The organism is Aliihoeflea sp. 40Bstr573, from assembly GCF_024105655.1.
Classification (GTDB): domain Bacteria; phylum Pseudomonadota; class Alphaproteobacteria; order Rhizobiales; family Rhizobiaceae; genus Aliihoeflea.
Genome location: NZ_JAAAMH010000001.1, coordinates 277,862 through 291,237, shown reverse-complemented (window position 1 = coordinate 291,237; position 13,376 = coordinate 277,862). Strand labels below are relative to the sequence as shown.

Here is a 13,376-nt window from a genome sequence, read left to right as displayed (position 1 = left end):
GCCTCATCCCCCCTTAGTCGCCGACGCCGAATTCGTCGTCGATCTGGTCCTGCCGCCAGTTCTGGAAGAACACCAGCAGGACGAACGCTATGAGCGAGCCTTGGCAGGTCATGTAAAAGCCAAGCGGAAAGCCCATGAACGTGATTTCATTGAGTGGCCGCACCATCAGCGGAACCACGATGGAAAAGATGAACCAGAGAACCAGAATGACGACTGTCAGATTCCTGGTCTTTGCCCAGTAGCGATCTCTCACATCCTGGGGGATTTCCCGATAGTCAGCGGACATGGTGTCCTCCTCCCTCAAATTGTGTTAGCGACCTCTCCGCCAACAGCCCGACTGCCGCCTCCCGGCGATGGAATCGCAATCGTGACGGCAAAGTGTCGGTCAAGTACCGGGCGATTGGAATTGAGACATTCGTCGTACCCAGAGGAGGAACGCGTGTGGCGGTAGCGGAAAAGATGCGCAGTGCGGGTCGAGTTCTTGCCGGAATGTTCGGCCTCGGTGCGCAAAAACAACCGCTCGAAACCGCCGACATGCTTGCGGACTTCGTTGCCACGCGCTCGGCATATGTTTCGCAGAAGAAGCTCTACGGCTATCTGAAGACGCGGATGGGAACGCGCTATCCGACCATGTTCGAGGACGAGCAGTTCATCGCCTCGATCAACATCGCGAAGGCGCACGTCTTTGCGGCATGCCTTTCCGACATGACGTTGTTCGCGGTCGCCGATGTCGGCGCGCAGGGCCGGCTTTCGCGGGACGGCAAGGATGCGCTCGCCCGGCAGTGCTTTCAGCACGGGCTCGATGCCAATGCGGATCAGCTTGCGCACGCCGATGCTGCGGCGGGTTGGAACGAGGCGTTCGAGGCGCGGCTTGCCGACGTCCAGTGGGACAATGCCGCGGCTGGCGGCGACGTTTTTGGCACGAGCCCAGCAACTCTCGTCGAGTGGGCGCCCATCGCGCCTCAGCTCAAGGCCTACGACCGCGAGATCGTAGAAAACTCGCTCAAGTTCGCCTGGATCGAAATCCGCCGCGAATATCGACGGCTGATCGATCCCGAAGCCGTCGCGGCAGACTTTCGCCAGCAGATGTAGCTCGCCGGCGAATTCTGTGTTCCATCAAAGCGAAAGCCGCGGCACTGCCGCGGCTTTCCTCGTTTGATGGTGGTCTTGATCAGACCGAGTAGTACATGTCGAACTCGATCGGGTGCGGCGTCATTTCGAAACGCAGCACTTCGGCCATCTTGAGCTCGATGTAGGAATCGATCTGGTCGTCGTCGAACACGCCGCCGGCCTTCAGGAAGCCGCGATCCTTGTCGAGCGAGGTCAGCGCTTCGCGCAGCGAACCGCAGACGGTCGGGATCTTCTTCAGTTCCTTCGGCGGCAGGTCGTAGAGATCCTTGTCCATGGCCTGGCCTGGGTGGATCTTGTTCTTGATGCCGTCGAGACCGGCCATCAGCATCGCCGAGAAGGCGAGGTAAGGATTGGCGGTCGGATCGGGGAAGCGGACCTCGACGCGCTTGGCCTTCGGCGAGTTGCCGAACGGAATGCGGCAGGAGGCCGAGCGGTTGCGCGCCGAATAGGCAAGCAGAACCGGAGCTTCGAAGCCGGGAACCAGGCGCTTGTAGGAGTTGGTCGACGGGTTGGTGAAGGCGTTGAGCGCCTTCGCGTGCTTGATAATGCCGCCGATGAAGAACAGGCAGTTCTCCGACAGGCCCGCATATTCGTTGCCGGCGAAGGTCGGCTTGCCGCCCTTCCAGATCGACATGTGGACGTGCATGCCCGAGCCATTGTCGCCGTAGATCGGCTTGGGCATGAACGTTGCCGTCTTGCCGTAAGCGTTGGCAACCTGGTGGATGACGTACTTGTAGATCTGCATCTTGTCGGCGTTGCGGGTCAGCGCGTCGAACTTGATGCCAAGCTCATGCTGAGCGGCAGCCACTTCGTGGTGGTGCTTTTCGACGACGACGCCCATTTCCGACATGACCGAAAGCATCTCGGAGCGCATGTCCTGGAGCGAGTCGACCGGCGGGACCGGGAAATAGCCGCCCTTGACGCGCGGACGGTGGCCGAGGTTGCCGGTCTCGTATTCGGAATCGTCGTTCGACGGCAGTTCCGAGGAATCGAGCTTGAAGCCGGTGTTGTACGGGTCGGCCTTGTACTTGACGTCGTCGAAGACGAAGAACTCGGCTTCCGGACCGACATAGACCTCGTCCCCGAAGCCTTCCGAACGCAGATAGGCTTCCGCCTTCTTGGCGGTCGTGCGCGGATCGCGGTTGTAGGCTTCGCCGGACACGGGGTCGAGAATGTCGCACACGATGACCATGGTCGACTGGGCGAAGAACGGGTCCATGTGGGCCGTCTCGGTGTCGGGCATGAGCACCATGTCGGACTCGTTGATGGCCTTCCATCCGCCGATGGACGAACCGTCGAACATGACACCGTCGGCGAACATGTCCTCGTCGACGGCGCCCACGTCCATCGTCACGTGCTGCAGCTTGCCCTTGGGATCGGTGAAGCGCAGGTCGACGAACTTGACGTCCTCGTCCTTGATCCGCTTGAGGATGTCATTTGCTGTGGTCATTTTGGTATCCCTGTAGTTGAACTTTGAAATCCTGACCGACCCGCGCCTAGATGGCGTCGATGCCGGTCTCTCCCGTCCGGATGCGCACGACTTCCTCGACATTCGAGACGAAGATCTTGCCGTCGCCGATCCGCCCCGTTTGAGCCGCCTTGCGGATGGCCTCGATCGCCTGTTCGACATGGTCATCGCCGAGCACGACCTCGATCTTCACCTTGGGAAGAAAATCGACGACATATTCGGCCCCCCGATAAAGCTCGGTATGACCCTTCTGGCGACCAAAGCCCTTCGCCTCGGTCACGGTGATCCCCTGAAGCCCGACTTCCTGAAGAGCTTCCTTCACCTCGTCGAGTTTGAAAGGCTTGATGATCGCCTCGATCTTTTTCATGCGAAATTGGCCTCCGATACGATAAAAACGAGCCTGACAGTCCCGTTTCGGCAAAAAGAATGCACGGGCCGTGCCAGTTTTGGTGATTCCGGGTCTCGTTTTGCGGTTTCTTGCCGAAAGGCGCGATTGCCGCGCTGGCCACAGCCCGGCAAGCATGGGGGCAGTGGGAAAGCGGCATCCGAGGCCACGGCGAAGCGAAAGGGTCTGCCTAAAATGAAGGCAATATGCAGCGATAATATGCAATGAGTGATCAGGCTCTTCTCTCCGCGCCCGATAATCTGCCCGCCCTGTGGGCGGCGGCCTTGCCGCGGCCGGCGCGCGACGCGCACAAATATCGACGCGGGCACGTGCTGGTGCTTTCCGGTGGGCCGCTCAATACCGGAGCTGCGCGGCTGTCGGCAAAAGGCGCGGCGCGAGCGGGTGCCGGAGCGGTCACCGTCGGCTCGCCTCGCGATGCGCTGGCGGTGAATGCCTCGCATCTGACGTCGATCATGCTGTCCGAGATCAACGATTTGGCTTCGCTGCGCACGTTTCTGGCCGAGCGGTTGCCGGCGACTGTCGTGATCGGTCCCGCATTCGGCGTTGGCGGCGGCTGCCGTGACTTCGTCGAGGCAATCCTGACCAGCACCCTTGAGGACAGGGGCGCGACAGCGGTTCTCGACGCGGATGCGATCACCTCGTTCAAGAACGATCCAGATCGTCTTTTCGGGCTGATCGCCCGATCGAATTGGACTGTGATCCTGACCCCGCACGAGGGAGAGTTTCGGCGGCTGTTCGCCAGTATCGGAGAGGGACCGAAGGCGGATCGCGCGGTCGAGGCGGCCCGCCGTTCAGGTGCGATCGTGGTCTACAAGGGACCGGATACCGTTATCGCTGCGCCGGACGGACGCATTGCCGTGAACGGGAATGGGTCGCCGTTTCTGGCGACTGCCGGCTCAGGCGACGTGCTGGCCGGAATGATCGCCGGGCTGGCCGGGCAGGGGATGCCGGTATTCGAGGCTGCTTGCGCCGGCGTCTGGATTCACGCCGAAGCCGGATCGCGCTTCGGGCCCGGGCTCATCGCCGACGATCTGCCGGACATGCTGCCTGGCATCCTGCGCGAACTTCTATGAGTTGACGCGCTCGATGAAGGCTTGCGCCGCCTGTGGAGCACGGATCTTTCCCTCGTGGATGAAATAGACGAAGACGTCGCGAGGGCGCTTTTCCGGTTTCGATTTCGGATCGGCCTTTGACAGCTCGACCGGTTCGCCACCCTGGGCCCAGATGCGCGCGCGTTCCGCCCATTGGTCGAGTTCCGCAGGCGGGTATGCCGTCGGCACGTCGTCCTCGCCCTTTTGCAGGCGCGCATAGATGAAATCGGCCGTCACATCGGCGATCTCCGGGTAGGTGTGGTGATCCGCATAGCAGATTGCGGCCTTATGTTTGCGGGCAAGCGCGACGAATTCGGGCACCGCAAAGCTTTCGTGCCGCACTTCGAGCACGTGGCGGAAGGAAACGCCGTCGCGGCTCGCGGGCAGCAACTTCAGAAAGCCTTCGAAATCGTCGGCCTCGAATTTTTTCGTCGGGGCGAACTGCCAGACGATCGGACCCAGCTTCTCACCCATCTCGCCGACGCCGGTATCGAAGAAGCGCTGCATCGATTCACCGGCTTCAGACAGCACCTTGCGGTTGGTGACGAAGCGGTTGCCCTTGACCGAAAAGACGAACCCCTCCGGCACGTCAGCCGCCCACTTGGCAAAGGTCTCAGGCGTCTGACCGCGATAATAGGTGCCGTTGATCTCGATCGTCGGAATTTGCCGGCTGGCATATTCGAGCTGCTTCTTCTTCGCGAGCTTCTCGGGATAGAAGGTGCCTTCCCATGGCGCGAAGGTCCAGCCGCCAATGCCGGCGCGGATTTTGCCTGCCCTGCTCATTCCGCTGCCTGCGCCTTGCCGATGACGGGGCGGCGTTCGAGCAGTTCCTTGAGGAACCGCCCGGTGTAGCTCTTCGGCTCGGCAACGACGTCTTCGGGCGTGCCGGAAGCGACGAGCTGGCCGCCGCCGTCGCCGCCTTCAGGACCAAGGTCGAGGACCCAGTCTGCCGTCTTGATGACTTCGAGGTTGTGCTCGATGACGACGACCGTGTTGCCCTGGTCCACGAGTTCGTGCAGCACCTCAAGCAGCTTGGCGACGTCGTGGAAGTGCAGGCCCGTGGTCGGCTCGTCGAGGATGTAGAGCGTCTTTCCGGTCGCCTTGCGCGACAGCTCCTTGGCGAGCTTGATGCGCTGTGCTTCGCCGCCCGAGAGGGTCGTCGCTTGCTGGCCGATATGGATGTAGCCCAGGCCAACCTTCTTCAACGTTTCCATCTTGTCGCGTACGGCTGGGACGGCGGCGAAGAAGTCGACGCCTTCCTCGACCGTCATGTCGAGCACGTCGGCGATCGACTTGCCCTTGAAAGTGACGTCGAGCGTCTCGCGATTGTAACGCTTGCCATGGCAGACATCGCAAGTGACGTAGACGTCGGGAAGGAAGTGCATCTCGATCTTGATGACGCCATCGCCCTGACACGCCTCGCAGCGGCCGCCCTTGACGTTGAAGGAGAAGCGACCTGGCTGGTAGCCGCGCGCCTTTGCTTCGGGCAGACCCGCGAACCAGTCGCGGATCGGCGTAAAGGCACCGGTATAAGTCGCCGGGTTGGAGCGCGGCGTGCGGCCGATCGGTGACTGGTCGATGTCGATGACCTTGTCGAGGAACTCGAGGCCTTCGATCCGGTCATGCTCGGCCGGATGCTCACGCGAGCCCATGATGCGGCGCGAGGCAGCCTTGAAGAGGGTTTCGATGAGGAAGGTCGACTTGCCGCCCCCCGAGACGCCGGTAACGGCGGTGAAGGTGCCGAGCGGAATCTCTGCCGTAACATTGCGCAGATTGTTGCCGCGCGCGCCGACAACCTTGACGCGCTTGCCCTTCTTCGATTTGCGCCGTTCGGCCGGAAGGGGGACGCCCAGCGACCCCGATAGATATTGGCCCGTGAGGGAATTTGGATCGGCCATGATCTCGCCCGGCTTGCCCTCGGCGATGATCTTGCCGCCATGGATGCCGGCGGCGGGGCCGATGTCGACGACATGATCGGCCTGAAGGATCGCGTCCTCGTCATGCTCGACGACGATGACCGTGTTGCCGAGGTCGCGCAGGTGCTTCAGCGTGTCGAGTAGGCGCGCATTGTCGCGCTGGTGGAGGCCGATGGACGGCTCGTCCAGCACGTAGAGCACTCCGGTCAGGCCCGAACCGATCTGCGAGGCGAGGCGGATGCGCTGGCTCTCGCCGCCCGAAAGCGTGCCCGAATTGCGCGACATGGTCAGATAGTCGAGGCCGACATCGTTCAAGAAGCGCAAACGCTCGCGGATCTCCTTGAGGATGCGGATTGCGATCTCGTTGTGCTTGTCGTTGAGCGCTTTCGGCAGTTCCTCAAACCAGCCGACGGCTTTTCGAATCGACATTTCCGTGACCTGGCCGATGTGGAGGCCGTTGATCTTGACCGCCAGCGCCTCGGGCTTGAGACGGTAGCCGTTACAGGCCGGGCAGGGAGTGGCCGACATGAAGCGCTCGATCTCCTCGCGCATCCAGGCGGACTCGGTTTCCTTCCAGCGGCGCTGCAGGTTCGGGATCACGCCCTCGAAGGTCTTCGAGGTCTTGTAGCTGCGCATGCCGTCATCATAGGAGAATTCGACCTTGCGCGTGCCGGTGCCGTGCAGGATCGCGTTCTTCGCCTCGTCCGGCAAATCCCGCCAGCGGTCGCCGATCTTGAAGCCATAGGCTCGGCCGAGGCCTTCGAGCGTCTGGACATAGTAGGGCGACGACGATTTCGCCCAAGGCGCGACCGCGCCCTCGCGCAGCGACACATGCTCCTCCGGCACGATCAGCGAGGGGTCGATCGCCTGCTGGCTTCCGAGGCCGTCGCAGGTCGGGCAAGCGCCGAACGGATTGTTGAATGAGAAAAGTCGCGGTTCGATCTCCGGAATGGTGAAGCCGGAAACCGGGCAAGCGAACTTCTCGGAGAACAAAATGCGCTCATGCGTCTCGTTCTTCGACTTGTTGACGGCGTCCGCGCCGGTCATTTCTTCGCCGAGCGGCTTGTCGGCGAACTCGGCGATGACCAGGCCTTCCGCAAGGCGCAGCGCGGTCTCCATCGAATCCGCCAGTCGCGTGGCCAGGTCGCCCCGCACCACGATGCGGTCGACCACCACGTCAATGTCGTGTTTGTACTTCTTGTCGAGTGCCGGGACGTCCGCGATTTCGTAAAAGGTGCCGTCGACCTTCACGCGCTGAAAGCCCTTTTTCATCAGCTCGGCGAGTTCCTTCCTATACTCGCCCTTCCGGCCGCGAACGATCGGCGCAAGGATGTAAAGACGTGTGCCTTCCTCGAGTTCGAGCACGCGGTCGACCATCTGGCTGACCGTCTGGCTCTCGATCGGCAGGCCGGTCGCGGGCGAGTAGGGGATGCCGACGCGCGCGAAGAGAAGGCGCATGTAGTCGTAGATTTCGGTGACCGTGCCGACCGTGGAGCGCGGATTCTTCGACGTCGTCTTCTGCTCGATCGAGATGGCGGGCGACAGGCCGTCGATCTGGTCGACATCCGGCTTCTGCATCATCTCGAGGAACTGCCGGGCATAGGCCGACAGGCTCTCGACATAGCGGCGCTGGCCTTCGGCATAGATGGTGTCGAACGCAAGCGACGATTTGCCCGAGCCGGACAGGCCGGTCATGACGATCAGCGAGTCACGGGGAAGGTCGAGATCGACATTCTTGAGATTGTGTTCGCGCGCGCCGCGCACGGAAATGAATTTGTGGTCCGCCATGGGCCGAACGCTGCCTTCCTGATTGCGTCGCCGGGAATGAGCCGTCCGGCCAAGCCGCACATGTAGGTAGTCGAACGCGTCCGTCGAGGCCGGTACGCGCGTCAAATTTCTTTTGCTGCTTTTCAACGGACCCATCAAGCGAAAAGAACGAATATGGAACATGCTCCTGACATCGATTCTGTCTTGACCTAGCGGCAAGGCAAGGGCACGATGAATTTGTCATCCGATTGAAATCGGTGACAGCCGAGAGACAATCATGAGGTGAGGCATGACTCCACCGGACAGGATCGTCTGACTGCCTTAGTGCAGTCGCGCTGACCAACGGTCGGCGACCAACTGAAAAGCTCTGACTATTGTCGAACGACGTCCAGTCGCTTTCGAGAGAAAAGATCGATACCCGGGTATCGATAAAGTCGCCCTGAGTGGCGACAAGAAGGCCCCTCGCACCCTCGATGGTCAGGGGCCTTTGTTTTTGCGGTGAGGCAAATTCCGCTTGATGCGGCACTTTGCGCTCGCTAGAACAAAAACGGAACATGATTGTTGTGGACCGCGGGTACATCGGCGGCGCGCGGCGGGACGGCATCCACTATGGTGCCGGTCACAAGTTGAATTGTATGTAATTTGGAGAACGACATGGCAGGCAGCGTGAACAAGGTCATCCTGGTGGGCAATCTCGGCGCCGATCCGGAAACGCGCCGCCTGAATTCGGGCGATCCGGTCGTCAACCTGCGCATCGCGACGTCGGAGACCTGGCGCGACAAGAATTCGGGGGAGCGCAAGGAGAAGACCGAGTGGCATCAGGTCGTCATCTTCAACGACAACCTCGCCAAGGTCGCCGAGCAGTATCTCAAGAAGGGAATGAAGGTCTATATCGAGGGCGCGCTCCAGACCCGCAAATGGGAAAAGGACGGTGTCGAGCGCTATACGACCGAGATCGTGCTGCAGAAGTTCCGGGGAGAACTGCAGATGCTGGATTCACGCGGGCAGGGCGGTGACCAGGGTCAGGTCGGCTATGGCGGCGGAAGCGGCTATTCGAGTGGCGGCCGCGGCGGCGATTTCGGCCAGTCCGGCCCTTCCGACGATCGTGGTCGCGGCGGGCAGTCCGGCGGAGGCGGCTATGGCCGCGATCTGGACGACGAAATTCCGTTCTGATCTTCCCATTCGTTATGAAATCGCAAAGGGCTGGTGCGGATCGCGCCGGCCCTTTTTGAATTTTTGTCTCATATTCATAGATCAATTGAGTGGCATTTCGCGCGTTCGCTGCCAGTCTTCGCTCTGCTGAAAATCACCCGACATTGTCGGATGAGTATAGGGTTGCGTTATCTTCGTTCGGCTTCTCCAAGGCCTTTCGAAATGGCGCCGCCGAACAAGCCGAAATTGTCGCAATACTGCCGGCAATCGAAATGGAAGGGCGAACCATGCCAATGAATACAAAGATGCGCGCTGCAATTCTCGCTGCCACGCTTGGCTTTGCCGGAGCGACCGGAATTCCGGCGCTCGCGCAGGAGACGATGGAAGCACCGGCCGCGCAGGCTCCAGCCGAACAGACTGCACCCGCTGCCAGCTACGACGAGGGGAAGCTGCAGTCCTTCGTGGTCGCCTTCCTCCAGGTCGACCAGATCAATCGCACCTATGCGCCGCAGCTCCAGGAAGCCGAAGGTGAAGAAGCGCAGAACACGGTGCGCCAGCAGGCCAGCGAAGAGATGGTCGAGGCGGTCGAATCCGTCGATGGCATCACCGTGGAGGAGTACGGCACGATCATTCAGCAGGCGCAGACCGACCCGGCGCTGGCCGAGCAGATCAACACGTACATTCAGGCGGCCGTGGGCCAGCCGGCGCAACCGTCAGCTCCGACAGAGCCCGCGCCGGCCCAGTAAGGGTCAAGGTGCGGCCATCAGCGCCTTGATGCCGTCGGCGACGAACTGGACCGCGAGCGCGGCCAGGATGACGCCCAGAAGGCGCGTGAGGATCGATCGACCGGTTTCGCCGAGGAACCGGTCGATCCGTTCTGCGGCGATGAAGACCAGCCAGGTCAGGCCGATGCAGGCGGCGATGATGGCGACGAGCATGGCCCGGTGGTGCGCCGCCTCGAACGTTCCCGACAAGAGCACGGTTGCCGAGATGGCGCCCGGGCCGGCGATCAGCGGCAACGCCAGCGGAAAGGCGGCAATGTTGCGTATGTGGTCGACGGTAATCGCGGCATCGGCGCTCTTCTCCTTGCGCTCGTTGCGGCGCTCGAAGATCATTTCGAAAGCGATGTAGAACAGCAGGAGGCCGCCAGCGACCCGGAACGCTGGAAGCGTGATGCCGAAGACGGCGAGGATCGTCGTCCCTGCCACTGCGAACAGCGCCAGGATGCCGAAGGCGATGATGCTTGCCCTAAGTGCGACCTGCCCGCGCTCGGCACGGTTCATGCCGCCGGTAAGCGCCAGGAACAGCGGGGCAAGACCTGGCGGATCGATCGTCACCAATAGGGTCACGAAGGCGTTGAAGATGGCGTCGAACACTTCAAAGTCCGGGGTGCGAGTGGTTGACTGGAACCCACTTATCGCATGTTCGGTCCGCCATCGCATCCTCACGCGAGCCGATGGTCGGGATGCCGGAACGCCAAGTTTTTCCCCAGTTTGTCGCGGCAAATCGAAACATTTCGGCTAACGCATTGATATAGCGCCGCTTATCTCGTGCCGTGATGAGGCTGGAGGTTTGGCATTTTGGGCGCCCTTCCTATATAAGTTGCCTGTGATTCATCAGCACGATCGTGAACCCACTTGACTGATTTGACGACACCGCGCGGACCGCAGGGCGGACCGGACGACATCGAGCCGATTTCCATCATCGAGGAGATGCAGCGTTCCTATCTCGATTACGCCATGAGCGTGATCGTGAGCCGGGCACTGCCGGATGTGCGCGATGGGCTGAAGCCGGTGCACCGGCGCATTCTCTATGCCAGCCATGAGAGCGCGTATTACTGGAACCGGAAATATGTGAAGTCGGCCCGTCCCGTCGCCGACGTGATGGGTAAGTACCATCCGCATGGCGACGCCTCGATCTATGACGCACTTGTGCGCATGGCGCAGAACTGGTCGCTGCGCGTGCCGCTGATCGACGGGCAGGGCAATTTCGGCTCCATCGACGGCGATCCGCCGGCGGCAATGCGCTACACGGAATCGCGCCTGACCAAGGTGGCGCACGAACTGCTCGAAGACATCGACAAGGAAACAGTCGACTGGCAGGACACTTATGATTCGTCCGGCCAGGAGCCGAAGGTACTGCCGGCGCGGTTTCCGAACCTTCTGGTCAACGGTTCGGGCGGCATTGCCGTTGGTATGGCGACCAATATTCCGCCGCACAATCTCAGCGAAGTCGTCGACGGCTGCGTCGCGCTGATCGACAATCCGGCGATCGAACTGCACGAATTGATGGAGATCATCCCCGGGCCCGATTTCCCGACCGGCGGTATCGTTCTCGGCAAGGCGGGCATCCGCAGCGCTTACGAGACGGGCCGCGGCTCGATCCTGATGCGCGGCAAGGTGCATGTCGAGCCGATGCGCGGCGACCGCGAGGCCATCGTCGTTACCGAAGTGCCGTTCCAGGTGAACAAGGCCTCGATGATCGAGAAAATGGCCGAACTCGTGCGCGACAAGCGCATCGAGGGCATCTCCGACATCCGCGACGAATCCGACCGCCAGGGCTACCGCGTCGTCATCGAGCTGAAGCGTGATGCCGTCGTCGACGTCATCTTGAACCAGCTCTACCGCTTTACGCCGCTGCAGACGTCCTTCGGCGCGAATATCGTCGCCCTGAACGGCGGCAAACCCGAGCAACTCAATCTGCTCGACATGCTGCGCGCTTTCGTCTTCTTCCGAGAGGATGTCGTCAGCCGGCGCACGAAGTATCTTTTGCGCAAGGCGCGCGAGCGTGCGCATGTGCTGGTCGGTCTTGCGATTGCGGTTGCGAATATCGACGAGGTCATCGCACTCATCCGAAAGGCGCCGGACCCGCAGACGGCGCGCGAGCAATTGATGACCCGGCGCTGGCCGGCGCATGACGTCGAGGCTTTGATCCGCCTCATCGACGATCCCCGCCATCGGATCAACGATGACGGCACTTACAACCTATCCGAAGAGCAGGCCCGCGCAATCCTCGAGCTGCGCCTGCAGAGACTAACCGCGCTCGGCCGCGACGAGATCGCCGATGAACTCAACGCCATCGGCGACGAAATCAAGGACTTCCTCGACATCTTGTCGTCGCGCGCGCGCATACAGCAGATCGTCAAGGACGAACTGATCGCGGTCCGCGACGAGTTCGGAACGCCGCGGCGCACCGAGCTTGCCGAAGGCGGCGCGGACATGGACGACGAGGATCTGATCGCCCGCGAGGACATGGTCGTCACGGTCAGCCATTCCGGTTACATCAAGCGCGTGCCGCTCTCGATCTACCGAGCGCAGCGGCGCGGCGGCAAGGGACGTTCGGGCATGTCGACGCGCGACGAAGATTTCGTCACGCGCCTGTTCGTGGCCAGCACGCATACGCCGATCCTGTTCTTCTCTTCTCGCGGCATCGTCTACAAGGAGAAGGTCTGGCGCCTGCCGATTGGTACGCCGCAGTCGCGCGGGAAGTTCCTGCGCAACATGCTGCCGCTGCAGGAAGGCGAGCGTATCACCACCATCATGCCGTTGCCGGAGGACGAGGAGAGCTGGGCCAATCTGGACGTCATGTTTGCGACCACGCGGGGCACCGTTCGCCGCAACAAGCTTTCCGATTTCACGCAGGTGAACCGCAACGGCAAGATCGCGATGAAGCTCGATGACGAGGGCGACGAAATTCTCGGCGTCTACACCTGCACCGAGCATGACGACATCTTGCTGACGGCCGGCTCTGGCCAGTGCATCCGTTTCCCGGTCACCGACGTCCGCGTGTTCCAGAGCCGCAACTCGACTGGCGTTCGAGGCATTAATCTGGGTAACGGCGACAGGGTGATCTCGATGGCAATTTTGCACCATGTTGACGCGACGCCGGCCGAGCGAGCCGCATATCTGAAGCAGTCGGCTGCCGAAAGGCGGGCTGTGACGGGCGAGGATGAAGAGATCGCACTGACCAACGAGGATGTCTCGGAGGACGCGCAAATCGACGCCGAGCGCTACGAAGAGCTCAAGGCGCGTGAGGAATTCGTCCTCACGGTCAGCGAGAAGGGTTATGGGAAGCGTTCGTCTTCTTACGATTTCCGCGTTATTGGGCGCGGGGGCAAGGGCATCCGTGCAACGGACGTCTCGAAGGCCGGAGAGATCGGTTCGCTGGTCGCAGCTTTCCCGGTTGAAAATGACGACCAGATCATGCTCGTCTCGAATGCGGGGCAGGTCATTCGCGTACCGGTCAACGGCATCCGCTTTGCCAGCCGCGCCACGAAGGGCGTGACAATCTTCAATACGGCCAAGGACGAAAAGGTCGTGTCGGTGGAGCGGATTTCGGACCCGCAAAACGGCGAAGATGAGCTCGAGAGCGAAGCCGAGATCGTGGCGCAGGCCGCGGCGGATGCCGCCAGCGATGCGCCCGAGGGCCAGGCCGAGTAGTAGAGA

General features: G+C 61.5%; 11 protein-coding genes. 5 read left to right on the top strand and 6 right to left on the bottom strand.

Annotated features, from left to right (window positions below; genetic code table 11):
- Window positions 1-13: 13 nt before the first annotated feature.
- Complete coding sequence (locus tag GTK01_RS01375) at window positions 14-286, bottom strand: DUF4212 domain-containing protein (RefSeq protein WP_252924040.1); 273 nt, start codon at window positions 284-286, stop codon at window positions 14-16.
- Between the two features lie 155 nt (window positions 287-441).
- Here GTK01_RS01375 and GTK01_RS01370 point away from each other — a divergent pair, with 155 nt between their 5' ends.
- Entirely contained in the window at window positions 442-1,092 is a 651-nt protein-coding gene (locus tag GTK01_RS01370) for a hypothetical protein (protein WP_252924039.1), read from the top strand.
- A 79-nt stretch (window positions 1,093-1,171) separates the two neighbouring features.
- On the opposite strand, the gene glnA is transcribed toward GTK01_RS01370, so the two are convergent.
- Window positions 1,172-2,581: a type I glutamate--ammonia ligase gene (gene glnA, locus GTK01_RS01365; protein ID WP_252924037.1), complete on the bottom strand. Its 1,410-nt coding sequence runs from the start codon at window positions 2,579-2,581 to the stop codon at window positions 1,172-1,174.
- 46 nt (window positions 2,582-2,627) lie between these two features.
- Window positions 2,628-2,966 (bottom strand): P-II family nitrogen regulator, encoded by a 339-nt coding sequence (locus GTK01_RS01360; RefSeq protein ID WP_024585547.1) that lies wholly within the window; start codon window positions 2,964-2,966, stop codon window positions 2,628-2,630.
- 242 nt (window positions 2,967-3,208) lie between these two features.
- Here GTK01_RS01360 and GTK01_RS01355 point away from each other — a divergent pair, with 242 nt between their 5' ends.
- On the top strand, window positions 3,209-4,078 hold the full coding sequence (locus GTK01_RS01355; RefSeq protein WP_252924035.1) for an NAD(P)H-hydrate dehydratase: 870 nt from the start codon (window positions 3,209-3,211) through the stop codon (window positions 4,076-4,078).
- Here the strand turns inward: GTK01_RS01355 and GTK01_RS01350 are convergent.
- Together GTK01_RS01350 and uvrA are read right to left on the bottom strand one after the other, a co-directional pair.
- On the bottom strand, window positions 4,073-4,879 hold the full coding sequence (locus tag GTK01_RS01350; RefSeq protein ID WP_252924031.1) for a DUF72 domain-containing protein: 807 nt from the start codon (window positions 4,877-4,879) through the stop codon (window positions 4,073-4,075). The genes GTK01_RS01355 and GTK01_RS01350 overlap by 6 nt on opposite strands.
- Complete coding sequence (gene uvrA / locus GTK01_RS01345; RefSeq protein WP_252924029.1) at window positions 4,876-7,800, bottom strand: excinuclease ABC subunit UvrA; 2,925 nt, start codon at window positions 7,798-7,800, stop codon at window positions 4,876-4,878. The genes GTK01_RS01350 and uvrA overlap by 4 nt, the downstream gene beginning before the upstream one ends.
- Before the next feature lie 633 nt (window positions 7,801-8,433).
- Here uvrA and ssb point away from each other — a divergent pair.
- Entirely contained in the window at window positions 8,434-8,952 is a 519-nt protein-coding gene (ssb, locus tag GTK01_RS01340) for a single-stranded DNA-binding protein (RefSeq protein WP_252924027.1), read from the top strand.
- Window positions 8,953-9,218: 266 nt separating this feature from the next.
- The gene (locus GTK01_RS01335) at window positions 9,219-9,677 is read left to right on the top strand and encodes a DUF4168 domain-containing protein (RefSeq protein WP_252924025.1); all 459 of its coding nucleotides are present in this window, start codon (window positions 9,219-9,221) and stop codon (window positions 9,675-9,677) included.
- Between the two features lie 3 nt (window positions 9,678-9,680).
- Here GTK01_RS01335 and GTK01_RS01330 read toward each other — a convergent pair whose 3' ends face one another.
- Complete coding sequence (locus GTK01_RS01330) at window positions 9,681-10,307, bottom strand: MarC family protein (RefSeq protein WP_252924024.1); 627 nt, start codon at window positions 10,305-10,307, stop codon at window positions 9,681-9,683.
- Window positions 10,308-10,568: 261 nt separating this feature from the next.
- On the opposite strand from GTK01_RS01330, the gene gyrA reads away from it, so the two are divergent.
- A complete protein-coding gene (gene gyrA / locus GTK01_RS01325) occupies window positions 10,569-13,370 on the top strand; it encodes a DNA gyrase subunit A (protein WP_252924023.1) in 2,802 nt (933 codons plus the stop codon).
- The last annotated feature ends 6 nt before the right edge of the window (window positions 13,371-13,376 follow it).